The following is a 21,419-nucleotide window of genomic DNA, read 5'->3' on the forward strand; positions in this document are numbered from 1 at the left end:
GCATCTGACTCTTCGCTCAGAAGCGGCGGGTGATCAGCGCCCGCTTGACCTCCTGGATCGCCTTCGTGACCTCGATGCCACGCGGGCAGGCGTCCGTGCAGTTGAACGTCGTGCGGCAACGCCACACGCCGTCCTTGTCGTTGAGGATCTCCAGGCGCTGCTCGCCCGCCTCGTCACGCGAGTCGAAGATGAAGCGGTGCGCGTTGACGATCGCGGCCGGGCCGAAGTACTGCCCGTCGTTCCAGAAGACCGGGCAGGACGACGTGCACGCGGCGCACAGGATGCACTTGGTGGTGTCGTCGAAGCGCTCGCGGTCCTCGGCGGTCTGCAGACGCTCACGCGTCGGCTCGTTGCCGGTGGTGACCAGGAACGGCATGACGTCCCGGTACGCCTGGAAGAACGGCTCCATGTCCACGACCAGGTCCTTGAGGACCGTGAGGCCCTTGATGGGCTCGACCGTGATCGGCTTCTCCGGGTTGATGTCCTTGATCAGCGTCTTGCAGGCGAGCCTGTTCCTGCCGTTGATCCGCATCGCGTCGGAGCCGCAGATGCCGTGGGCGCAGGAGCGCCGGAAGGTCAGCGAGCCGTCGACGTCCCACTTGATCTTGTGGAGACCGTCGAGCACACGCTCCTTCGGGTCGATCTCGATCGGGAAGTCCTGCCACTGGGCCTCGTCCGAGATCTCGGGGTTGAAGCGGCGGATCCGGAAAGTGACCGTGATGTACGGGGACGCGTCGGCGGGGGCCGCGTCGTTCTTCTCCAGTACGGGGGTAGCCATCAGTACTTACGCTCCATCGGCTGGTAGCGGGTCTGGACGACGGGCTTGTAGTCGAGACGCACGGTCTCGGAGCCGTCGGCGCCGACCTCGCGGTACGCCATGGTGTGGCGCATGAAGTTGACGTCGTCGCGGTTGGGGAAGTCCTCGCGGTAGTGGCCGCCGCGGGACTCCTTGCGGGCCAGGGCCGAGATGGCCATGACCTCGGCCAGGTCGAGCAGGTTGCCCAGCTCGATGGCCTCCAGCAGGTCCGTGTTGAAGCGCTTGCCCTTGTCCTGGATGGACACGTTCCGGTAGCGCTCGCGCAGCTCCGCGATCTTCTCGACGGCGGTCTTGATGGTCTGCTCCGTACGGAACACCATCACGTTCGCGTCCATCGTCTCCTGCAGCTCACGGCGCAGTTCCGCGACGCGCTCGCGGCCGGTGGAGTTGCGCAGCCGCTCGACCTGCTCCTCCACGAGGGAGGCCGGGTTCTCCGGAAGGTCCACATAGTCGGCCGTCGCCGAGTACTCGGCGGCGGCGATACCGGCGCGGCGCCCGAACACGTTGATGTCGAGCAGCGAGTTGGTGCCGAGACGGTTGGCGCCGTGCACCGACACGCACGCGACCTCACCGGCGGCGTACAGACCCGGGACGACGGTGGTGTTGTCGCTGAGGACCTCACCCTCGACGTTCGTCGGGATGCCGCCCATCGCGTAGTGCGCGGTCGGCTGGATCGGGATCGGGTCCGTGTAGGGCTCGATGCCGAGGTACGTCCGCGCGAACTCGGTGATGTCGGGGAGCTTGGCGTCCAGCTGCTCCGGCGGCAGGTGGGTCAGGTCCAGGTAGACGTGGTCGCCCTCGGGACCGCAGCCGCGGCCCTCACGGATCTCCGTGTAGATGGAGCGCGAGACGACGTCACGCGAGGCGAGGTCCTTCATGACGGGCGCGTACTTCTCCATGAAGCGCTCGCCGTCCTTGTTGCGGAGGATGCCGCCCTCACCGCGGGCGCCCTCCGTCAGCAGGATGCCCATGCGCCAGATGCCCGTCGGGTGGAACTGGAAGAACTCCATGTCCTCCAGCGGCAGACCGCGCCGGTAGCAGGCGGCCTGCCCGTCACCGGTCAGGGTGTGCGCGTTGGAGGTCACCTTGAAGAACTTGCCGGTGCCGCCGGAGGCGTAGATGACGGCCTTCGCCTGGAAGACGTGGATCTCGCCGGTGGCCAGCTCGTACGCGACGACACCGGCCGACCTGCGGACGCCGTCGACCTCGGTGATGAGCTGGTCGAGGACGTAGAACTCGTTGAAGAACTCCACGCCCTCCTTGACGCAGTTCTGGTACAGCGTCTGGAGGATCATGTGGCCGGTGCGGTCCGCGGCGTAGCAGGACCGGCGGACCGGGGCCTCGCCGTGGTTGCGCGAGTGGCCGCCGAAGCGACGCTGGTCGATGGTGCCGTCCGGGGTCCGGTTGAACGGCAGGCCCATCTTCTCCAGGTCGAGGACGGCGTCGATGGCCTCCTTCGCCAGGATCTCCGCGGCGTCCTGGTCGACCAGGTAGTCACCGCCCTTGACCGTGTCGAAGGTGTGCCACTCCCAGTTGTCCTCCTCCACGTTCGCCAGCGCGGCGGCCATGCCGCCCTGCGCGGCGCCCGTGTGGGAGCGGGTGGGGTAGAGCTTCGTCAGCACGGCGGTGCGGCTGCGCTTCGTCGCCTCGATGGCGGCGCGCATGCCGGCGCCGCCGGCGCCGACGATGACGGTGTCGTACTTGTGAATCTTCATGGGTTTAGAACCTCAGCCCCGTGCCTAGCGGATGTTCGGGTCGAAGGTGAAGATCACCAGCGTGCCCAGAAGGATGGTGAACACCGTGGCGGTGTACAGCAGGCCCTTGAGCCACAGACGCGTGTTCGGCCGCTCGGCGTAGTCGTTGATGACCGTACGCAGGCCGTTGGCGCCGTGCAGCATCGCCAGCCACAGCATCAGCAGATCCCAGATCTGCCAGAACGGGTTGGCCCAGCGGCCCGCGACGAACGCGAAGCCGATCTTGGAGACACCGCCGTCCAGGACCAGCTGGATCAGCAGGTGGCCGATGACGAGGACGACGAGGACCACGCCGGAGAGCCGCATGAAGAGCCATGCGGCCATCTCGAAGTTCCCGCGGGTCGACTTCGGGGTCTTGCCCGTGCGCTTGCGCGGGGCCTCGATGACCGGGGCGGGGTTGTCGACGTCGTACAGGCGCACGCCCTCGACGGATCCGATCGCGGAAGAAGTCTCAGCAGACATGTCTGGCGTCAGCTCCCGAACAGTTCACGTGCAGCGTGGCCGAGCACCGGGTAAAGGGCGCCTGCCATCAGTACGACCCAGATGCCCATCGCGGTCCAGAGCATCTGCTTCTGGTAGCGCGGGCCCTTGGACCAGAAGTCCACGGCGATGACACGAAGGCCGTTGAGCGCGTGGAAGAGGATGGCGGCCACGAGGCCGTACTCCAGCAGCGCGACGATCGGCGTCTTGTACGTCGCGACGACGTCGTCATAGGCCTCGGGGGAGACACGGACGAGAGCGGTGTCCAGCACGTGTACGAACAGGAAGAAGAAGATGAGGACGCCGGTGACTCGATGAGCCACCCAGGACCACATACCTTCCCGGCCGCGGTACAGCGTTCCAGCCGGCACGGAAAAACCCTCCGGGAGCGGGGATTGGAGCCGGCCGCCAGCGTTCTACCAAAGGTGACAGCTCTGTCGGTCTGGCCCGGCCGGGTACGGTCCACCGGCCCTCGCCATCGTAGCGACGAGATGTCGGTTCCCTCGCGCGGGGTCCATAGGTGTGATCAAACCGGCAATCAAACAGGCACGGACGGGCTATCGGGGCGGCTGTCGGGGCGGCCGGAATCGCCGCCGACCGGGTGATTGGCCCATACATGTGCCAGTACGTGGGTCAGTCGGGCGCGCGCCAGCCGGCGCAGCTCGTCGGCGGCGACGACCCGTTCCTCGTCCGGATCGTTACCAAGTCTCGACCGGATCCCGGCCAGCACCTGGTCGGGCTGCTCGTCGGGCCGGAAGCCGTCGAGGCAGATCACGAAGGCGTGGCCGAAACTCGCCTCGTACGCGGCGTGGGCGGCGCGCAGCGCGGTGTGTGCGGCGGGCGGGGCGGCGGGATGGAGTCCGGGGGAGGATTCGCCGGCGAGGGCCTCGTCGAGGTCCGCGGCGGAGAGGTCGTAGCTGGCCTCGTCGGCGGCGGCGAGGAGGGCGTCCACGTCGGGGTAGGGCCGGTGGGTGGCGATCCGCCGGGCCCAGCGGGGGCTGGCGCAGCAGGAGAGCAGGGCCGTGGTGACCGATGAGGCCGGTGCGGTGTTGAAGCGTGTGAGGCCCGGTGGGCGGCGTCCGGCCGGCCGGCGGGACGGCTCGTCGGCGGGTGGCGAGGGGGCAGGGATCCGCAGTGCGGGCTGGAGTGGCGGTCGCTGCGGGAGGCCGGTGGGCGGTTCGCTGGACAGCGTGGGCTCCGGGGCGACAGGGGAGGATGGGGTGGTTGAGTGACAACGCTATCGAGGCGCGACCGGAGCTGTCCGAAGGATGCGCGATTTTCACTCGGACGGAAGAGTTCCGGTGCGCATGATAGACGACCTGGGGTGAGATCACCCGATTCGACTTTGTTCGATAGTTTTGCGGGTAAGAGGAGGTTCGATCGGTGATGTGGCATTCCCGGGGCGTACGGCGTGTCGGCCCGGCCGTGGCGACGGCCGTGGCCCTGTCCGCGGTGGTCTCCTGCTCCGCCGGGACGGAGCAGGGCGGCGCTTCACACGCCCCGGGGACCACGGCGAAGGCCGCGGCGCCGACTCCACCCCCCTCGCCGACGAAGACGTACGCGCTCTCCACGGCGCCCCGCACCATCCCGGCCGTACGCGCCCACGAGGCGGCGCGCGGTCCGGGCTGGCGTCCGGCGGCGGGCAGCGCGGTCGTCGTCGCCAAGGGAAGCGAGGCGCTCGCCGACGAGGGGCGGCTGCTCGCCCAGGAGCTGAAGACCGGCTTCCGCAACAGCGGGCCCGTCAAGGCCGGCGACATCGAGCTGTCGCTCGCCCCGTCGGGCGGCCAGGGCGGCCCCGAGTCGTACACCCTCACGACCCGTGACAACCGTGTCCGGATCACCGGACCCGCCGAGGCCGGGGTCTTCTACGGCACCCGCACCCTGAAGCAGGCCCTCCGCTCCGGCGGCTCGGTGCCCGAGGGGGTCATCCGCGACCGGCCGGACCGGCCGCAGCGCGGGCTGAACGTCGACATCGCGCGCAAGCACTACACCGCGGGCTGGATCGAGGCCCGGCTGCGCGAGATGGCCGATCTCAAGCTCAACACGCTCGGTCTGCACTTCTCGGACGACCAGGGTTTCCGGATCGCCTCCGACTCGCATCCCGAGGTCGTCTCCGCGGAGCACCTCAGCAAGGCCGAGGTGCGCAGGATCATCGCCCTCGCGCAGAGCCTGCACATCACCGTCGTGCCCGAGATCGACTCGCCGGGACATCTGGGCGCGGTCATGAAGGCCCACCCGCAGCTCCAGCTGCGCAACATCAACGGGGTGCCCCGGCAGGGCGCGGTCGACATCTCCAAGCCCGAGTCCGCGCGGATCGTGGACGACCTGCTGCGCGAGTACTCCGGGCTCTTCCCCGGTGCCTGGTTCCACGTCGGCGCCGACGAGTACCAGGCGCTGACCGTACGGAACCCGGAGGCGTCCTACCCGCAGCTGGCCCGGGCGGCCGTGCAGAAGTACGGACCGAACGCCGGCGTCCAGGACCTGGCCACCGGCTGGCTGAACGACCGGGCCGCCGTGGTGCGTGCCGCGCAGAAGCAGCCCAAGGCGTGGAACGACGGCTTCTTCCGCGGCGGGGTGACCTCCGCCGACAAGAACATCGAGGTCGAGTACTGGACGGGCAAGGAGAACGGGGCGCGCGAACCGCAGGAGTACCTGGCGGAGGGCCGCAAGGTCGTCAACCTCAACGACGAGTACCTGTACTACGTGCTCGGCGAGCCCAACCAGTTCACCTACCCCACCGGCCGGCGCATCTACGAGCAGTGGACCCCGCTCGTGCTGCGTGGCACGACCGCCGTCCCGGAGCGCTACTCCGACCAGATCCTCGGCGGCCGCCTCGCGATCTGGAGCGACCTCTCCCGGGCCCAGACCCAGAGTCAGGTGGCGGCGGGGATCCACATGCCACTGCGCGCGGTGTCCCAGAAGCTGTGGGCACCGGGGCAGCCCGCGCTGTCGTGGGCGGAATTCAACGCGCTGGCGAACAAGCTCGGCTGAGGGTTAGGGTCCGCAGGCCGGTCGTCCTCGTACGACCGTTCGCCGCGCGCCCTGGGGAGGGGCGCGCGCTTCTCCTTCTGTGACCCGTGGGGGTTCTTCGTCATGACCCAAACGCCTTGGCCTGCGCAAACGCCGTCGGCCGCGCCTGCACCGATGCCCGTGTCCTGGCCGGCTCTCCGGTCGCCCGTCGGGCTCTCGCACGCCGTGACCGCACTGCTCGGGCTCGTTGTCGTGGCCGATCTGATCATCGTCGCCGCCTCGCTCAACATGCGGCTGCTGATGGGCAGGGTCGTCGGGGACGGTCTCGCCGTCATCGACCAGGCCGAGGCGGACCGGGCGGACTACGCCATGGCCGGTGCGAGCGCGCTGTACCTGCTCGCTCTGCTGGCGACGGCCACCGTCTTCATCGTCTGGTTCCACCGCGTCCGCACGAACGCCGGCGTCTTCGCGCCCGATCTGCAGCGCAGGGGCGCGGGCTGGGCGATCGGTGGCTGGTTCATTCCGATCGGAAACCTCTGGATACCGCGCGGGGTCGCCGGCGACGTCCTGCGGGCGAGCCAGCACGACACCTACGGACCGGAGCCCGCGCGCACCGGTCTGCTCAACGCCTGGTGGGGTGCCTGGCTCTGGTCCCTGGCCTTCGACCGTTTCGCGACCAAGGCGTACGACAAGGCCGACGACGTGGAGGCGATCCACGACGCGTCGGCGCTGGTGATGACCGGCGCGGGGTTCGACATCGCCGCGGCCGTGCTCGCCATCCTCTTCGTACGGCAGGTCACGGCTCTTCAGCACGCCAAGGCCGTCGGCACGCAAAGGGGAACCAACCAGGCAGCCGGGTGACGAATTTCGGCCACTCGGCGCAGTAAGTGACGTACTGCGTCCGCACAGTCGGGAGACGTCGATGAGCCTGGTGCAACTGATTGCTGAGGCGGATGAGCGGAGCCTGGCCGCGAGTGGTCTGGCGTGTCTGGATCGCTGCCTGCCTCTGCTCGACGACGAGAACGACGTGCTGCGCCCCCTCTGGGCGGGCATCGCCTCGGGCGAGGAGGGCTGGGCGGGGCGGCTGGCCACGGCCAGGGCCGCCCTGGACGAGACGTCTGACGCCGACGAGGCGAGCGAGGCGTGGGCCCCGGTGCGGAAGATGATCGGTGCCGCCCCGTCGGAGTGGGCCCCGGGGCCGTTGGCCGAATGGGCCACGGCCTGTTCCGCCCTCGCGCTCGAACTCCACGAGGAACTCGACCCGTCGGGCGGCGCGGCGGGTCCGCTCGTCGCCGGTGAGGAGCGCCGCCAGATCCAGATCCTGGAGATCCTCGCCGGAGGTGCGGACGGCGCCGCGCTGCGCCGGGCCCTGGACCTGTCGACGGAGGGCCGGCGCGTGTTGCGCGCGGCCCTCTCCCGCCGGGCGCGGGCCAAGGGCTGACCGGGCCGGGACCGATCAGCCCGGGACCGATCGGCTCGGGACCGATCGGCTCGGGACCGATCAGCCCGAGGACGCGTCAGCCGGAGAGCGCGTCAGCCCGAGGGCGTGACGGCGCCCCGCGGGCCGCCCCTGGCGACCACTTCCCCGCCGGCGAGAAGGTCCGCGTATCCGTCGCCGTCCGCGTCGTGCGCGGTCAGCGATCCGTTCCGGACGACCGTCGTGAGCGTCGGCGCTCCGGCCGTGGTCAGGCCGGCGGCCGAGCCGTGGTACGTGACGATGCCCCGCCCGGTCGCGACGGCGAGATCGTCGTACCCGTCGCCGTTCAGATCCCCCGAGGCGAGCGCGTGTCCGCCGGCTCCCATCAGGACGGTGGGCGAGGCGGTGGCGCGCGGTCCGCGCTCCGGACCGCTCCGTACGGTGAGCGACGAGGCGCCGTCCCGGGTCTCGCGGCCGACCGCCCTGTCCTGGTCGCCGTCGCCGTCGAAGTCGCCGGTGGCGTCCCGGTTCGCCGCGGACTCGCGCATCGCGGACAGATCGGCGTAGAGGTTGTCCCCCGGGCAGTCGGTGTCGTAGGCGTCGCGATGCCCCGACAGCCGGTCGAAGGTGCCCCGTTCGCCTTCCTCGAACCTGCCGTTGTCGTCGGCGGAGGTGAGCGTCGTCGTCCCGGACACGGTCGCTCCGTAGAGCCCGAGCTTCCAGGACGCGACGTTCATGATCGCGTCGCGGGCCTCCGGGGTGGTGGTCGCCGCGTTGTAGTCGCCGATGACCGCGATGCTGCTGGTGTCGACGTTGAACCCGAAGGTGTGCGCGCCCTGGACGGGCCGGTCGATGCCGCCCGCGCGGCCCTCGAAGACCGTGCCGCACTTGTCGACCAGGAAGTGGTAGCCGATGTCGTTCCAGCCCTGGCTCTCCACGTGGTACGTGAAGATGGCCCGCACGATCGAGGCCGACTCGGCGCACGCGTACCCGTTCGAGGTGCCGGTGTGGTGGACGAACACCGCCTCCGTGCTCGCGTTGTACGTGGGCGCGTCCCCGACCATCGACTCGTCCGCGCCCCAGCCCGAGCGCAGGGTCACGTCCGGGGCGCCGGCGGGCAGCTCCTCCTCGGGTGACGCGGACGCGGGGACGCCGCCCTGTGGGTCGACCAGGTCGATGCGGAGTCCCCGGGGCAGCGCCGAACCCTCGGCCCGCAGCTCCACCCCGTCGGAGGGCCCCGCCCACAGCGGCTTGGTCCCGGCCCGCAGTCCGGCGCCGGTGTGGTCGGACCCCGACTCGTGCGTGCGCGCGTCGGTGTCGAGCGCCTGCCACCGCGACCAGGCGCCGGTGCGGCTGTCGCGGGTGCGGACCTCGGCCGTGCCGCCGAGCCGCGCGTGCGGATCGTCCCAGGTGAGGCCGACCATGCTGAAAGGCTGTGTAGTGCGGGCGGCGAGCGAACGCTGTGCGGGGTCGATGCCGGGGACGGCCACGGTGTGGACCTCACCGCCGCCCGTCGCCGCCGTCCGAGCGGCCGGAGGTGCCGGAGGTGCGGCGAGAGTGGGGGCCGAGGTGAGACAGATGGCGGCGGTGCACACGGCGGTGACGGCCACAGGGCGGCATCTCATGTGCCGCGAGCATAGGGAAACGGCGGGCATATGGTGTGCAATGACGCTCCGGCCGGACCGTTGACGACCGAAATGAGCGGGTGGGGGCGGCCTGTCGGACGTCGGCCCGTCCGAACTCCCGTTCATTGGTCATTGGTACGGTCCCGCCATGGCCGTTGATCACGCGTCAGGCGCGTCAGGCGCACCGGACGAAGCAACGAGAACGCCCGTCACCGCCGACGACGTCCAGCACGCCGTCCGCCTGGCACTCACCGCTCTGCGCGCCGGCCTCGGCGCCGACTGGGACGGCAGGGCCGGAACCCTGGAGTGGAGTTGCTGGGAGACCGTCGAGCATCTCGCCGACGATCTCTTCGCCTACGCGGCGCAACTCGGGCCCGAGGTGCCGCCCTCGGACGAGGCGGTGCCGTTCGCCTGGGTGGTCCGCCGGGAGGGCGCGCCCCCGAACGTCATCTTCGCGGACCGGGCCGCGGGGCCCCGGGGCCTGCTCCAGGTGCTGGAGGCGTGCGGGGCCATGCTCACCGCGATGGTCCGCACGACTCCTGCGGAGGTCCGCTCGCACCACGTCTTCGGGGTGTCCGACGCGGAGGGCTTCGCCGCGATGGGCGTGGTGGAGACCCTCGTCCACACCCACGACCTCGCCCAGGGGCTCGGCCTCGCCTGGACGCCTCCGGCCGGCCTCTGCGACCGCGTCCTGGCCCGCCTCTTCCCGCACGCTCCGACGGACTCCGACCGCTGGGCCACGCTCCTGTGGGCCACGGGCCGCGGGGAACTGCCGCGGCACGGGCGGCTGGAGTCGTGGCGCTGGTACGGAGCGGTCCCCGACTGCTGACGGCACCGCCTATGTAGTCGCCGCCAACATCGGGTGATAGGCTTCGGAGTCATGCCGTACCACCATGGAAACCTGCGGGCCGAGCTGCTGGCCCGCGCCGAGAGCGTCGTCGCCTCCGAGGGGGTCGACGCACTCTCGCTGCGCTCGCTGGCGCGCGACATCGGCGTCTCGCACGCGGCACCCGGCCGGCACTTCCCCGACCGTCAGGCCCTGCTCGACGCGCTCGCGATCGAGGGCTTCGAGCGGCTCGGCGGCGAGCTGGCGGCGGCCGTGGGGGACGGCGGGTCGTTCGAGGACCGGCTGACGAGGACAGCCCTCGCCTACGTCCGGTTCGCCACCGGCCATCCGGCGCTGCTGGAGCTGATGTACGCGCGCAAGCACCGTGAGCCGACGGGCGACGTGCGCACCGCCGCCGACGCCTGCGCGGCGGTCCTGCTCACCCTCTTCGCGGAGAGCGACGTGGCCATCGGTGACCCGGAGCGGTTCGGCGTGATCCTCCTGGCCGCGCTGCAGGGCATCGCGTCCCTGGCCGCCGGCGAGACGCTGCCCCCGGCCCACGCCCCCGACCAGCTGGCCGTCGACGCGGTCCAACGGCTCCTGCGCGGCTCACGAGTCGACTGACGAGGATCACCCGGCCGGAAGATCCTCGCCCCGGCTTGCGGAGCCTTTCGGCGCCGGGAAAGGGTCGGCCGTGTCGCAGGGTGCTGCGATGCGCTGGGAAATCGGGGGAGTTGCGAGGTGGGGTTGAGTTCGTCGCGCTGCTGTGGACGTCTTGCTGCCGGATGGGCAGTAGCTTTCGCCGGTTTGCATTTCTTCTGGGCCCTCGGTGGGGACGTGGGGCTGGATGTCTCGTCCGGTGAGCGTCTCGCGTCCGAACGGCCGACCTGGTTCGTGGCCGGAGGTCTCTGGGGAGTGGGCATCCTGTGCCTGGTCGGCGCTGCGGTGGCGATCGGGCTGCAGCGGCGCGGTGTGCATGGGCGCCGGTGGCGTGCGCTCCGGTGGCTCGGCGTTGCGATCTGCGTGCTGCTGCTGACCCGGGGGTTTCTTGTCGAGGTGCTGCTCATCGCCGGAGTGCCGACCGTCGGCGAGATCAGTGCCGCGCAGAGGTTCTGGTCGCTCGCACTGTGGAACCCCTGGTTCGTTCTCGGTGGCTTGGCGTTCGGGCTGGCAGCCCGCAGCTTCGGCAGGGGCATGGCGGGCCGGGTTCACTGACCGACCGGGGCCCGGAAGCGCACATGGGGGACGACGCAGCGCTCGGTCGGGCACGCAGAAGCCCCTCGCCCCGGGCATTGCTCTGGCCGGAGCGGGGGCGGAAAGGACGACCGGGGCCGCCACCCCCCACAGGAGAGGCCCCGGTCGTCGTCCGCCGGGGCCGCGGAGCGACCCCGTACTTCTCTCAGCGCCGTGGATGCGTTTTCTGTCACACCGCGTCGGTCCGGCAGAATGTTGCAGGTTGTACAAGACGTGGACGCGGCCCCCGTCGAGGACGTAGCGTGGCGCTGCGCGCTGGGCTGTGCGGCCGTGGTGACCAGCCGCGATGACGAACGGGTAGTGGGAGTGCTGGGGGACGACGCGGAGCTGACCGCCGCGGTGGGCGCGGCGCAGGACGGAGACGAAGACGCTTTCCGGACTGTGTACCGCGCCGTGCACCCGCGGCTGCTCGGATACATACGGACGCTCGTGGGCGAGCCGGAGGCCGAGGACGTCGCCTCGGAGGCGTGGCTGCAGATAGCCCGGGACCTCGACCGGTTCAGCGGCGACGCGGACCGCTTCCGCGGCTGGGCGGCGCGGATCGCCCGCAACCGGGCACTGGACCACATACGGATGCGGGGCAGGCGCCCCGCCGTCGGCGGCGACGAGACCGAACTGACCGGGAAACCGGCCGAGTCGGACACCGCCGGAGAGGCAATGGAGGCCCTCGCCACCGGCCGGACCATGGCCCTGATCGCCCAGCTGCCCCAGGACCAGGCCGAAGCCGTCGTCCTGCGCGTGGTCGTCGGCCTCGACGCGAAGAGCGCGGCCAGGACTCTGGGTAAGCGTCCCGGAGCCGTACGAACCGCGGCCCATCGCGGACTGAAACGGCTCGCCGAGCTGCTGGGAGCCGAACACGGAGCCCTCCCCGAGAGCCATGGACACGGCCCCGGTGCCGGCCCCGGGCTCGGCGCGGTACCGTCTCCGCGCAACGTCCGCCCGGGTGCCGCGCGGCCCGCGGGTGTGACGCATTCGCGTCTGCGGACGCAGAAGGACATGTGATGGCCGACGAGCGTTACGAATGGCTCGACCAGGCGGCGGCGGAGCGATTGCTTCGCGGTGAACCGGTCGAGCCGTCCGGTGTTGACGCGCGTAGCGAAGCCCAACGACTCACGGAACTGCTGGACGGCGTCCGGGTCCAGGGCATCGGGCCCGAGCCGCTGCGGGGCGAGGACGCCGCGCTCGCGGCGTTCCGCAAGGCCCGCGACGGTGGCGCGGCGGAGCTGTTGCCGACGGTGCATCTGACGACCGAGCCCCGGCCGGTTCCCTGGGTCCGGTCCGCGCGCTGGGGGCTGGCCGCCTCGCTGGCCGGCCTGATGGTGGGCGGCGTGGCCGTCGCCGCCGGGGCCGGAGTGCTGCCGGCGCCGTTCGGCGGCGACAACAGCCCCCAGCCGGCGTCCTCCGTCTCGGCGCCCGTCGACCCCGGACCGCTCGCCTCGGAGTCCCCGGCCGACGACTCGGGTACGTCCCAGCCGCCCGCGCCGCCCGCGAGCCCGGGCACTCCGAGCGCGCCGCCGTCTTCGGGCGACGCCTCCGGCGGGACCCGCGACGGGACGAGCGCGGGCGAGAGCGCCCGGCCGCGCGACGACGCGAAGGACCGGGACGAGCACAACAGGGACTGGTACCGCAGGACGGCCGACGCCTGCCGTGACCATCGCAACGGCACGCTCGACGAGGAGCGCAGGCGCCGCCTGGAGGCCGCGGCCAGGGGAGCGGACCGGGTCAAGCGGTTCTGCGACCGCGTGCTGTCCTCCGACGGCAGGGGCGACGACTACAACGGCGGCGACGGCGGTGACGGCAAGGGCGACGGCGACAGCGGCGGCGGTGACGACGGCGACGACGGCCCCGCGGGCGGTGGTGGCTCCGGACCCGGCGGCATTCCGCATTTCCCGGCCATGCCGCCTGCCGGCGTACGGCCGGCTCCGGTGAACCCGGTCCCCGCGCCGTCGATCACGGTGCGGCCCGTGCCCTGGCCGTCGGTCTCCGCGCCGTCCCTGTCCGCGTCCTCGGTCTCCACATCGCTGTCGGCCGTCACGGGCGGCCTCCTGGCAGTTCCCGTGAACCCGCCCTTCTGACCTGCTGTTTTCTTCTCGCGAAAGATTTTCCGGCCAAGGTGTGACGTTTTTCGGCTGCCCGGCGCAGTACTAAGTGAGCCGACTGGTCATCGGCCGTGCCAGAGCCGGGGTTCCCCCCGTACCCACGGCTCGGCGCACACAGGCGCGGGCGGGACACGTTCCCCCGGTCCCGCCCGCGCCTCCTGAACTTCTCGCCGTCACCAGTGGACGACGACCTTGTCGCCGACCTTCACCTGGCTGAAGACCGACGCGATCTTCCCCTTGTCCCGGACGTTGACGCAGCCGTGCGAGGCGCCGTTGTAGCCACGGGCCGCGAAGTCCGCGGAGTAGTGGACCGCCTGGCCCCCGCTGAAGAACATCGCGTACGGCATCGGCGTGTGGTAGATCGTCGACTCCCACTTCCTGGCCTTCCAGCCCACGCTGAAGGTGCCCTCGCGGGTCGGCGTGTTCTCCGAGCCGAAGCGCACGTCCATCGCCGCCACCACCGTGCCGTCGATCATCCAGGCGAGCGTCCTGCTCTCCTTGCTGATGCAGAGCACCCGACCTGTCATGCACCGCGCGTCGGGCTTGTCCAGCGTGTTCGTCGTCGGCGGGCGCAACTCGGCGGCGGTGGGCGTGCGGGACAGCCCGATCAGCCGCTCCCAGGTGGCCTCGTCGACCGAACCGGTCGTGGGCAGCCCCCGCTTGCCCTGGAAGGCGCTGACCGCCGTCGACGTCATCGAGCCGTAGAACGCGGTGGGGCTGCGGTGGAAGTGGCCGATCTGCCGCAGTCGCGCCTGGAGTTCGCGGACCTGCTCGTTCTCCGTGCCCTCCGCCATGAGCACCTTCGGCTGTGCCGTCCGCGAGGGGGAGGGGGTCACCGGAGCCGGGGACGCCTTCGGCTTCGCGTCGTCCGGCGTCGCGGTGGGGCCGGCGGCGGGTGCCTTCGCGTCACCGCCGGCGGGGGCCGAACCGGCGGCACCGCCGCCCGTCGCCTGGGTGGTGCAGCCGGCGGCCAGGGCCGCGGCCGCGAGGGCCATGAGCGATCTGCGCAGGACGGACGTACGGTGCATGAGGGCCCCCCGGGTTCTCGTATGTGTGAGTAGTGATGCTTCCTGGCCGCGCTTGGTTGCGGGCGGAGGAGCATCCTGTGAGCAAGGTCCCAGCAACGGGCACACCATGGTCGGGAGACCCGCCGATACAGTCCGTCGCGAGGGTTGCGTACTGACAAGTAACTTTGACGAGTGGCTTTACCGGGAGGCACAGCACATGGCGCGCGAATCCGAGTCGGGACTGCCCGTCGAGCCGGTCTACGGGCCGAGCTCCCTGGAGGGGTGGGACCCGGCCGAGAAGCTGGGGGAGCCCGGCTCGTACCCCTTCACGCGCGGCGTCTACCCGTCCATGTACACCGGCCGGCCGTGGACCATGAGGCAGTACGCGGGCTTCGGCACGGCCGTCGAGTCCAACGCCCGCTACCAGCAGCTCATCGCCAACGGCACGACGGGCCTGTCCGTCGCCTTCGACCTGCCGACCCAGATGGGCCACGACTCCGACGCGCCCATCGCGCACGGCGAGGTCGGCAAGGTCGGTGTGGCGATCGACTCCATCGACGACATGCGGGTGCTGTTCGACGGCATCCCGCTGGACAAGGTCTCCACGTCGATGACGATCAACGCCCCGGCGGCGCTGCTGCTGCTCCTCTACCAACTGGTGGGCGCGGAGCAGGGTGTTCCGGCGGACAGGCTCACCGGCACCATCCAGAACGACGTGCTCAAGGAGTACATCGCCCGCGGGACCTACATCTTCCCGCCCAAGCCCTCGCTGCGGCTCATCGCCGACATCTTCAAGTACTGCAGGGCCGAGATCCCGAAGTGGAACACGATCTCGATCTCCGGCTACCACATGGCGGAGGCCGGGGCGACGCCCGCGCAGGAGATCGCCTTCACCCTCGCGGACGGCATCGAGTACGTCAGGACCGCCGTGGCCGCGGGCATGGACGTGGACGACTTCGCGCCCCGGCTCTCGTTCTTCTTCGTCTCCCGTACGACGATCCTGGAGGAGGTCGCGAAGTTCCGCGCCGCGCGCCGGATCTGGGCGCGGGTGATGCGGGACGAGTTCGGCGCGAAGAACCCCAAGTCGTTGATGCTGCGCTTCCACACCCAGACCGCGGGCGTCCAGCTCACCGCCCAGCAGCCCGAGGTGAACCTGGTGCGCGTCGCGGTGCAGGGCCTGGCGGCCGTCCTCGGCGGCACCCAGTCGCTGCACACCAACTCCTTCGACGAGGCGATCGCCCTGCCGACGGACAAGTCGGCCCGCCTCGCGCTGCGCACGCAGCAGGTCCTCGCGTACGAGACCGATGTCACCGCCACCGTCGACCCGTTCGCCGGTTCGTACGTCGTCGAGACGATGACGGACGACGTGGAGGCCGCGGCGCTGGAGCTGATGACGAAGGTGGAGGACCTCGGCGGTGCGGTCAGCGCCATCGAGCGCGGCTTCCAGAAGAGCGAGATCGAACGGAGCGCGTACCGCATCGCGCAGGAGACCGACAGCGGGGAGCGCCTCGTCGTCGGCGTGAACCGCTACACCCTCGACGAGGAGGAGCCGTACGAGCCGCTCCGCGTCGACCCGGCGATCGAGGCGCAGCAGGCGGAGCGGCTGGCGAAACTGCGCGCCGAACGCGACCGGCCGGCGGTCGACGCGGCGCTCGCCGCGCTGAGGGCGGCGGCGGAGGGCACGGACAACGTGCTCTACCCGATGAAGGACGCGCTGCGGGCGCGGGCGACGGTGGGCGAGGTGTGCAACGCGCTGCGGGAGGTGTGGGGGACGTACGTACCGAGCGACGTGTTCTGATCACGTTTCCGCCATCCGGAACACCGAGGCGGGGTGTCGTACCCGTGTGCGACACTCCGCCACATGCTGGGTGTCACCGATCTGCCGACGTATCTCGCAGGACTTGTCCTGATCATTCTCCTTCCGGGGCCGAACTCGCTGTACGTGCTCTCGGTCGCCGCGCGCCGTGGTGTGCGCACCGGATACACGGCCGCCGCGGGTGTGTGGTGCGGTGACACCGTGCTGATGGTGCTGTCCGCGGCGGGTGTCGCCTCGCTCCTCCAGGCCAACGCCGTGCTGTTCGGCATCGTGAAGTTCGCCGGCGCGGGCTATCTGACCTGGCTGGCGATCGGGATGCTGAGGGCCGCCTGGTCGATGTGGCGCACCCGGCACGAGCGGGTGGCGGAGGCCGGGGCGCTGGCCTCCGAGCCGGCGTCCGCCGCCGAGAGGCCGTTCCGCCGGGCGCTGGTGATCAGCCTGTTCAACCCGAAGGCGATCCTGTTCTTCATCGCCTTCTTCGTGCAGTTCGTCGATCCGGCGTACGCCTACCCGGCCGTGTCCTTCACCGTGCTCGGGGGCCTCGCCCAGGTGGCGAGCGTCCTCTACCTCACGCTGCTCATCTTCACCGGCACCCACCTCGCGGCCGCCTTCCGCCGCCGCAAGCGTCTGTCGGCCGGGGCGACGTCCGCGGCGGGCGCGCTCTTCCTGGGCTTCGCCGTGAAGCTGTCGCTCAGCTCCGGAGGGTAGGGCGCGCCGCTGGCGCCACGCGGCTCAGGTGGGCGTCCAGGCCGTCGGCGGTGTCGCCGGCCCAGCCCACGTAGCCGTCCGGGCGGACCAGGAAGAGGCCCTTGCCGTACGCCTCGTACGCGTCGATCCGGTGGAAGCGCACGGGGCCGGGCAGCGTCGGCGGTTCCGCGTCCGTACCGACGGCGAGCAGTGTGAAGTGGGGGCCGCGCAGCAGGTCGAAGATCCTGCGGCCGCCCGGGAGCCGTCCGTCCGGGGCGCGGTCGCCTGCCACCAGCGCGCCCGCCGAGCCGTCCGCGAGCGGGCCGCCGCGATAGCCGAGGCCGAGCTGGCGGGTCTCGGCGCCGCGCCGTGCGGTGCCGTGGTGGATCCGTGTCGACAGGCCCAGCATGTGGGCGGCGACGGGCAGTCGCTCCTCCTCGTAGGTGTCCAGCAGAGTCTCCGGCGCGCCCTCGCGCAGCACCTGGCCGAGCTTCCAGCCGAGGTTGTAGGCGTCCTGGACGCTGGTGTTCAGGCCCTGGCCGCCGGCGGGGGAGTGGATGTGGGCGGCGTCCCCGGCCAGGAAGATCCGTCCGTCGCGAAAGCGCTCGGCGAGCGCCGCGCGGGGCCGGAAGTCCGAGGCCCAGCGCACCTCGGTGACCTGGTCGGCCGTCAGATGGGTCCGGGCGGCGACCACGGCCCGTACGCCTTCGGGCGTGGTGTCAGGTCGGCCCCGTGTGAACTGCGCGACCAGCTGGAAGTCCTCGGTGCCGGGCAGCGGGCAGAGGGCCAGGTAGCCCGCTTCCCCGCCGCCGAACATGTGCCAGTTGTCCCGGTCGAGGCCGGGCACGCGGACGTCGGCGACGAGGACCGGGGCGGGGTCGACGTCCTCGCCGTGCATCGCGATGCCGAGCGCCGAACGGACCGTGCTGCGGCCGCCGTCCGCGGCGACGGCGTACCGCGCGCGGACCGTCGTGCCCGTCGCGAGCCGTGCCGTGACGCCGTCCGCGTCCTGCGCGACGCCCGTCACCTCCCGGCCGAAGGCCACGTCCCCGCCGAGCTCGCGGAGCCGGGCGAGCAGGATCTCCTGGGTGCGCCACTGGGGCAGCAGCCAGGGTTCTCCGTACGGCTCGGCTCCGGACGGCCGGGCGCGGTCGAACATGTCGTGCTCGCCGAGCCGCTCGCCGTCCTGCCAGACCATGCCCATGGGGGCGGGGCCGCCTGCCGCGAGGACCGCGTCCACCACGCCGAGGTCGTCGAGGACCTCCATGGTGCGGGGCTGGAGGCCCTTGCCGCGTGAGCCGGGGAAGAGGCCGTCCGTCCGCTCCGTCACGAGCACGCCGACTCCGCGGCGGGCGAGGTCGACGGCGAGCGCGAGTCCGGTGGGCCCGGCGCCCACGACGAGCACGTCCGTCCCCGTCGACGCTTCCTTAACGCTGTTAAGTTCCATGGCGGGAGCGTGCCCTTAACGGCGTTAAACTGTCAAGGTGGGACCGACGAAGATCGACCGGGCGCTGGTCGCCGACACCGCGCTGCGCCTGCTGAACGAGGTGGGCCTGGACGGGCTGACCCTGCGCGCCATCGCCAGGGAACTGGACGTCAAGGCACCGGCTCTGTACTGGCACTTCAAGGACAAGCAGGCGCTGCTGAACGAGATGGCGACGGAGATGGTCCGGCGCATGGCCGCCGACATGAGCGAGCCGTCGTCGGCGGGCCGGGACTGGCGGCAGGGCCTCACGGACATGATGTGCGGGCTCCGCGCCCATCTGCTGCGCTACCGCGACGGCGCGAAGGTCTACAGCGGCACGCACTACACGGACACGAGCTACGCCGCACCGATGGAGGCGAATCTGCGCGTGCTCGTCGACGCGGGCTTCAGCCCCGGGGCGGCGGCACGCGCCTGGTTCACCGCGTACAGCTACACGGTCGGGTACGTGATCGAGGAGCAGGCGATGAGGCCGGACCCGGTGGCGGGCACGGAGGGCTACGACCTCGCCGCACGTGCGGAACGCCTGGCCGCGTACCCGCTGGCCGCCCGGGCGGGAGCCGAACTCTTCGCCGGCCACGACGCGGGCTTCCGCGCGGGCCTCGGGGCGGTGGTCGCGGGCATCGCCCACGCTCTCGGTCCCGAGGGGGACGCGGCTCCGTAGCCCGGTGGCGTCGGGGCGGGCCGGCATCTGCGTCCTCGAACGCGGGACGGGCGCCGGGACGGTGAAGTCCCCCCGCGCTCTCGGGCGCAGGGGACCCGGAGGGCCGCGGGCCCTCGTCAGCGCAGGACGCGGCGCACCTTGCGGGCCACCCGGCGGACCGCCGCGTGGCGGGGGATCGGGAGGCCGCCCGGGAGGCCGAGCACCGTCAGCCGGCGGCGCTTGAAGTAACGCCAGGTGCTCGTCGAGAGGTGGGCGGCGAGATACTGCTCCGCCGCCTCGCGCAGGTCCGCGCGGATCTGCGGCTGCATCGCGAAGCCGACCGCCCGGACCAGCCCGGACACCTCGTCGTCCACGGGCCGCGGTGCGCCCGGTGCCCCGTCCTCGAGATCCGGCAGCAGCGTGTCCACGAGCGTCAGCGGCACCCGGTTGCTGTTCTGGTACGGCGTGAGACGGTCGAGCAGCGGCTCCGTGCCCGTCCTTGCGACGGGGATGCCGTAGAAGGTGCTCGCCGTCAGCAGCGCCGTCGAGAAGCACCCGACCACCAGCGCCGGCCTCAGCTGCCGGTACAGCACCTCCGCCAGCAACGGCCGGTCCAGCACCGTCAGTTCCGCGCCCAGTTTCTCCGCCTCGCGCTCCAGTGTCCGCGACCACGCCGCCGGCGCCACCGGATGCGGCTTGAAGACGAGCCGGCGGTGGCCGAGCGCCACCGCACCCCGCACCATCCGTACGTGCAGGGCCTCTTCCTCCGCCGCGGTGATGATGTCCAGCGCCGCCAGGTACTGGCCCAGCAGCAGCGCGGGCGCCGCGTCCTGCGCCCAGACCGGCTCCCCCGCGTCCTCCGCCAGTTCCGCGACCACCTTCGTGAACGCCTCCGCCGGCACCAGCAGCGGCTCCGCCCCGAACTCCGCGAGCAGCAGCGGCTTCAGGCCGGGCACCAGGTCCAGGTGCAGCAGCCTGCGCACCCGCTCGCCCACCAGCGGATCGATCTTGTTCCGGGTCGGGCCGTAGCTCATCAGCCCGTCCGCGTACACATCGAGCCGCGCGTCCGGGAACAACTGGGCCACCGACAGCGCCGGGCTGACCTGGATCGACTCCAGGGCCAGCTCGATCCGGTCGTCCCCGAGGTCCCACAGCATCCGCAGATACCGCTCCCACATGGGGACGTCGTCGGACCGGGGCGACCAGCCGCCCGGATGGAACGGGTCGATCGCGTCGTTCCACGACAGGACTCCGTCGAAGCGCCCGCGCAGCCGCTCGAAGCCCGGCATCTCGTCGAGCGCCGGTGTCGTCTCCGGCGTCGTCGCGTTGTTGCTGACCAGCAGCAGCCGCCGGTCCGCGGGTTCGAAGCAGCCGCTGTCGAGCGCGGCCGCCAGCGTCGCCGCGCCGTACAGCGTGGAGGCGAAGAAGATCTGCGTCGTGCGCGTCGTACCCATCAGGCCGCCGCCCCCGCCGAGCCGGATCCCGAGGGCACCGCGACCGGCCGGCGGCGCAGCCTGCGCAGCCGGGAGGACCGCTCGACGTCCATCGAGTCGAGTGCGTCCTTCAGAATGTCCTGCGGCATCCGCCGCAGTGCCGCCGCACTCATGGAGCGCAATTTCCGGGCCACTGCCGGTTCGAACCTCTCGACTGATCCCAGGTGATGGGAAATAACGGCACAGTACGTTCGCACGGCTTTCGGCAGCAGCCGATCCGAATCCGGATCCTTTGCGGTTTCTTCGAGCACCTGATCGAAAGCCTTGATGAAATCGAGCTGCCTGACATCACCGATCTGCGTCAGCGACGAGGCCACCCCGCGCCGGTAGAAGATCCCCAGCAGGCTCACCGCCGCGAAAGACTCGGCCTCGCGGTGCAGCCGCCAGATCCAGGGCCGGTCCTCGGCCGTCCGCAGCCCGTCCGTGAAGTGCAGCAGCCCCCGGTCGAGGAGCTCGCGCCGGTAGATGCCGGCCCAGGCCATCGGGTAGTCGACGGAGGTGGACCGGTCGGCGGGCAGGATCGCGTCACGCGGGCGCAGCACCTCGCCCCGGCGGCCGACCGGTACCCGGAACACCTTGCGCTCACGGGCCGTGCACTGCACATGATCGGTGCGGACGAAGTCGACACCGAGTTCCTCGATGGCTGCGAGGAGCCGCTCGTAGTAGCCGGGCGCCAGCCAGTCGTCACCGTCGAGGAAGGTGATGTACTCGCCGCGCGCGGCGTCCAGACCGGTGTTGCGGGCCGTGGCCAGCCCGCCGTTCTGTTCGTGTCTGATCAGGACGGCTCCGGGGACCTCTCGCTCGGCCCGCTCGAGGATCTCCGGTGTCCCATCCCTGGAACAGTCGTCGATGAGCAGGAATTCGAAGTCCTCGCGGGCGTTCGCACGCAGGCTTCTGAGGGTGTCGGGCGCGTATGACTGCACGTTGTAGAACGGCACGATGACGGAGAGCTTGACCACGCGCCGGACACTAGGCGCCGGCCCCGTCATTCACTCTGACCGTCGGAGAGACGGCGGGTGAACAGGGTGCGGCGGAATTGTTAACCGGC

21 protein-coding genes are annotated in these 21,419 nt (G+C 71.2%); 11 read left to right on the top strand and 10 right to left on the bottom strand.

The genetic code is table 11. The features are described 5' to 3' along the window. Positions 1–16: 16 nt before the first annotated feature. From ACIQMR_RS24730 to ACIQMR_RS24750, 5 genes are all read right to left on the bottom strand, one after another. Positions 17–778 (bottom strand): succinate dehydrogenase iron-sulfur subunit, encoded by a 762-nt coding sequence (locus ACIQMR_RS24730; protein ID WP_401391130.1) that lies wholly within the window; start codon positions 776–778, stop codon positions 17–19. Next, on the bottom strand, positions 778–2,532 hold the full coding sequence (sdhA, locus tag ACIQMR_RS24735) for a succinate dehydrogenase flavoprotein subunit (RefSeq protein ID WP_401391133.1): 1,755 nt from the start codon (positions 2,530–2,532) through the stop codon (positions 778–780). The genes ACIQMR_RS24730 and sdhA overlap by 1 nt, the downstream gene beginning before the upstream one ends. A gap of 24 nt (positions 2,533–2,556) precedes the next feature. Beyond that, complete coding sequence (locus ACIQMR_RS24740; protein WP_358668556.1) at positions 2,557–3,033, bottom strand: succinate dehydrogenase hydrophobic membrane anchor subunit; 477 nt, start codon at positions 3,031–3,033, stop codon at positions 2,557–2,559. 8 nt (positions 3,034–3,041) lie between these two features. Continuing rightward, positions 3,042–3,422 (bottom strand): succinate dehydrogenase, cytochrome b556 subunit, encoded by a 381-nt coding sequence (gene sdhC / locus ACIQMR_RS24745; protein ID WP_266381909.1) that lies wholly within the window; start codon positions 3,420–3,422, stop codon positions 3,042–3,044. 167 nt (positions 3,423–3,589) lie between these two features. After that, positions 3,590–4,186 (bottom strand): 2-oxo-4-hydroxy-4-carboxy-5-ureidoimidazoline decarboxylase, encoded by a 597-nt coding sequence (locus tag ACIQMR_RS24750; protein ID WP_401391668.1) that lies wholly within the window; start codon positions 4,184–4,186, stop codon positions 3,590–3,592. Between the two features lie 251 nt (positions 4,187–4,437). Between ACIQMR_RS24750 and ACIQMR_RS24755 the strand changes: the two genes are divergently transcribed. The 3 genes from ACIQMR_RS24755 to ACIQMR_RS24765 all read left to right on the top strand — a co-directional run bounded on the left by ACIQMR_RS24755 (position 4,438) and on the right by ACIQMR_RS24765 (position 7,462). Further along, positions 4,438–6,042, top strand: coding sequence for a glycoside hydrolase family 20 protein (locus tag ACIQMR_RS24755; RefSeq protein WP_401391671.1), 1,605 nt, complete (start codon positions 4,438–4,440; stop codon positions 6,040–6,042). A 153-nt stretch (positions 6,043–6,195) separates the two neighbouring features. Then, complete coding sequence (locus tag ACIQMR_RS24760; RefSeq protein ID WP_401391137.1) at positions 6,196–6,882, top strand: DUF4328 domain-containing protein; 687 nt, start codon at positions 6,196–6,198, stop codon at positions 6,880–6,882. A 61-nt stretch (positions 6,883–6,943) separates the two neighbouring features. After that, positions 6,944–7,462 (top strand): hypothetical protein, encoded by a 519-nt coding sequence (locus ACIQMR_RS24765; protein WP_401391139.1) that lies wholly within the window; start codon positions 6,944–6,946, stop codon positions 7,460–7,462. Between the two features lie 92 nt (positions 7,463–7,554). Here ACIQMR_RS24765 and ACIQMR_RS24770 read toward each other — a convergent pair whose 3' ends face one another. Beyond that, a complete protein-coding gene (locus ACIQMR_RS24770) occupies positions 7,555–9,063 on the bottom strand; it encodes an FG-GAP-like repeat-containing protein (protein ID WP_401391142.1) in 1,509 nt (502 codons plus the stop codon). A gap of 148 nt (positions 9,064–9,211) precedes the next feature. Between ACIQMR_RS24770 and ACIQMR_RS24775 the strand changes: the two genes are divergently transcribed. The 5 genes from ACIQMR_RS24775 (at position 9,212) to ACIQMR_RS24795 (ending at position 13,218) form a co-directional block, all read left to right on the top strand. Next, positions 9,212–9,892, top strand: a complete 681-nt coding sequence (locus ACIQMR_RS24775; RefSeq protein ID WP_401391145.1) for a hypothetical protein — start codon at positions 9,212–9,214, stop codon at positions 9,890–9,892. A gap of 51 nt (positions 9,893–9,943) precedes the next feature. After that, positions 9,944–10,513, top strand: coding sequence for a TetR/AcrR family transcriptional regulator (locus ACIQMR_RS24780; RefSeq protein WP_401391147.1), 570 nt, complete (start codon positions 9,944–9,946; stop codon positions 10,511–10,513). A 117-nt stretch (positions 10,514–10,630) separates the two neighbouring features. Further along, the gene (locus tag ACIQMR_RS24785; RefSeq protein ID WP_401391150.1) at positions 10,631–11,104 is read left to right on the top strand and encodes a DUF3995 domain-containing protein; all 474 of its coding nucleotides are present in this window, start codon (positions 10,631–10,633) and stop codon (positions 11,102–11,104) included. Between the two features lie 345 nt (positions 11,105–11,449). Beyond that, positions 11,450–12,145 (top strand): RNA polymerase sigma factor, encoded by a 696-nt coding sequence (locus ACIQMR_RS24790; RefSeq protein ID WP_401391674.1) that lies wholly within the window; start codon positions 11,450–11,452, stop codon positions 12,143–12,145. Next, positions 12,145–13,218: a hypothetical protein gene (locus tag ACIQMR_RS24795; RefSeq protein WP_401391153.1), complete on the top strand. Its 1,074-nt coding sequence runs from the start codon at positions 12,145–12,147 to the stop codon at positions 13,216–13,218. Before ACIQMR_RS24790 ends, ACIQMR_RS24795 begins: the two co-directional genes overlap by 1 nt. Before the next feature lie 197 nt (positions 13,219–13,415). Here ACIQMR_RS24795 and ACIQMR_RS24800 read toward each other — a convergent pair whose 3' ends face one another. Beyond that, a complete protein-coding gene (locus tag ACIQMR_RS24800; RefSeq protein WP_401391156.1) occupies positions 13,416–14,270 on the bottom strand; it encodes a L,D-transpeptidase family protein in 855 nt (284 codons plus the stop codon). 196 nt (positions 14,271–14,466) lie between these two features. Here ACIQMR_RS24800 and ACIQMR_RS24805 point away from each other — a divergent pair, with 196 nt between their 5' ends. Together ACIQMR_RS24805 and leuE are read left to right on the top strand one after the other, a co-directional pair. Further along, on the top strand, positions 14,467–16,047 hold the full coding sequence (locus ACIQMR_RS24805; RefSeq protein WP_401391159.1) for a methylmalonyl-CoA mutase: 1,581 nt from the start codon (positions 14,467–14,469) through the stop codon (positions 16,045–16,047). A 63-nt stretch (positions 16,048–16,110) separates the two neighbouring features. Further along, positions 16,111–16,773, top strand: coding sequence for a leucine efflux protein LeuE (leuE, locus tag ACIQMR_RS24810; protein WP_401391162.1), 663 nt, complete (start codon positions 16,111–16,113; stop codon positions 16,771–16,773). Here leuE and ACIQMR_RS24815 read toward each other — a convergent pair. After that, entirely contained in the window at positions 16,757–18,199 is a 1,443-nt protein-coding gene (locus ACIQMR_RS24815) for an FAD-dependent monooxygenase (protein ID WP_401391165.1), read from the bottom strand. The two genes, leuE and ACIQMR_RS24815, sit on opposite strands and share 17 nt — an antisense overlap. 37 nt (positions 18,200–18,236) lie before the next feature. On the opposite strand from ACIQMR_RS24815, the gene ACIQMR_RS24820 reads away from it, so the two are divergent. Further along, positions 18,237–18,899 (top strand): TetR/AcrR family transcriptional regulator C-terminal domain-containing protein, encoded by a 663-nt coding sequence (locus tag ACIQMR_RS24820; protein WP_401391167.1) that lies wholly within the window; start codon positions 18,237–18,239, stop codon positions 18,897–18,899. A gap of 116 nt (positions 18,900–19,015) precedes the next feature. Here the strand turns inward: ACIQMR_RS24820 and ACIQMR_RS24825 are convergent, their stop codons facing one another. Both ACIQMR_RS24825 and ACIQMR_RS24830 read right to left on the bottom strand, forming a co-directional pair. Then, positions 19,016–20,332 carry an alpha-2,8-polysialyltransferase family protein gene (locus ACIQMR_RS24825; RefSeq protein WP_401391170.1) on the bottom strand — a complete coding sequence of 439 codons (1,317 nt, stop codon included), beginning with the start codon at positions 20,330–20,332 and terminating at the stop codon, positions 19,016–19,018. Next, positions 20,332–21,330, bottom strand: coding sequence for a glycosyltransferase family 2 protein (locus ACIQMR_RS24830; protein ID WP_266381944.1), 999 nt, complete (start codon positions 21,328–21,330; stop codon positions 20,332–20,334). Before ACIQMR_RS24830 ends, ACIQMR_RS24825 begins: the two co-directional genes overlap by 1 nt. Positions 21,331–21,419: the final 89 nt, after the last annotated feature.

It is taken from the genome of Streptomyces sp. NPDC091376 (assembly GCF_044757085.1).
GTDB lineage: Bacteria > Actinomycetota > Actinomycetes > Streptomycetales > Streptomycetaceae > Streptomyces > Streptomyces pratisoli.

What these genes read in the sequence shown, in the direction of transcription:
- ACIQMR_RS24730 (WP_401391130.1), bottom strand. Translation starts at nt 778, where the DNA reads ATGGCTACCCCCGTACTGGAGAAGAACGACGCGGCCCCCGCCGACGCG.
- sdhA (WP_401391133.1), bottom strand. Translation starts at nt 2,532, where the DNA reads ATGAAGATTCACAAGTACGACACCGTCATCGTCGGCGCCGGCGGCGCC.
- ACIQMR_RS24740 (WP_358668556.1), bottom strand. Translation starts at nt 3,033, where the DNA reads ATGTCTGCTGAGACTTCTTCCGCGATCGGATCCGTCGAGGGCGTGCGC.
- ACIQMR_RS24755 (WP_401391671.1), top strand. Translation starts at nt 4,438, where the DNA reads ATGTGGCATTCCCGGGGCGTACGGCGTGTCGGCCCGGCCGTGGCGACG.
- ACIQMR_RS24760 (WP_401391137.1), top strand. Translation starts at nt 6,196, where the DNA reads ATGCCCGTGTCCTGGCCGGCTCTCCGGTCGCCCGTCGGGCTCTCGCAC.
- ACIQMR_RS24765 (WP_401391139.1), top strand. Translation starts at nt 6,944, where the DNA reads ATGAGCCTGGTGCAACTGATTGCTGAGGCGGATGAGCGGAGCCTGGCC.
- ACIQMR_RS24770 (WP_401391142.1), bottom strand. Translation starts at nt 9,063, where the DNA reads ATGAGATGCCGCCCTGTGGCCGTCACCGCCGTGTGCACCGCCGCCATC.
- ACIQMR_RS24775 (WP_401391145.1), top strand. Translation starts at nt 9,212, where the DNA reads ATGGCCGTTGATCACGCGTCAGGCGCGTCAGGCGCACCGGACGAAGCA.
- ACIQMR_RS24780 (WP_401391147.1), top strand. Translation starts at nt 9,944, where the DNA reads ATGCCGTACCACCATGGAAACCTGCGGGCCGAGCTGCTGGCCCGCGCC.
- ACIQMR_RS24795 (WP_401391153.1), top strand. Translation starts at nt 12,145, where the DNA reads ATGGCCGACGAGCGTTACGAATGGCTCGACCAGGCGGCGGCGGAGCGA.
- ACIQMR_RS24800 (WP_401391156.1), bottom strand. Translation starts at nt 14,270, where the DNA reads ATGCACCGTACGTCCGTCCTGCGCAGATCGCTCATGGCCCTCGCGGCC.
- ACIQMR_RS24805 (WP_401391159.1), top strand. Translation starts at nt 14,467, where the DNA reads ATGGCGCGCGAATCCGAGTCGGGACTGCCCGTCGAGCCGGTCTACGGG.
- leuE (WP_401391162.1), top strand. Translation starts at nt 16,111, where the DNA reads ATGCTGGGTGTCACCGATCTGCCGACGTATCTCGCAGGACTTGTCCTG.
- ACIQMR_RS24815 (WP_401391165.1), bottom strand. Translation starts at nt 18,199, where the DNA reads ATGGAACTTAACAGCGTTAAGGAAGCGTCGACGGGGACGGACGTGCTC.
- ACIQMR_RS24825 (WP_401391170.1), bottom strand. Translation starts at nt 20,332, where the DNA reads ATGGGTACGACGCGCACGACGCAGATCTTCTTCGCCTCCACGCTGTAC.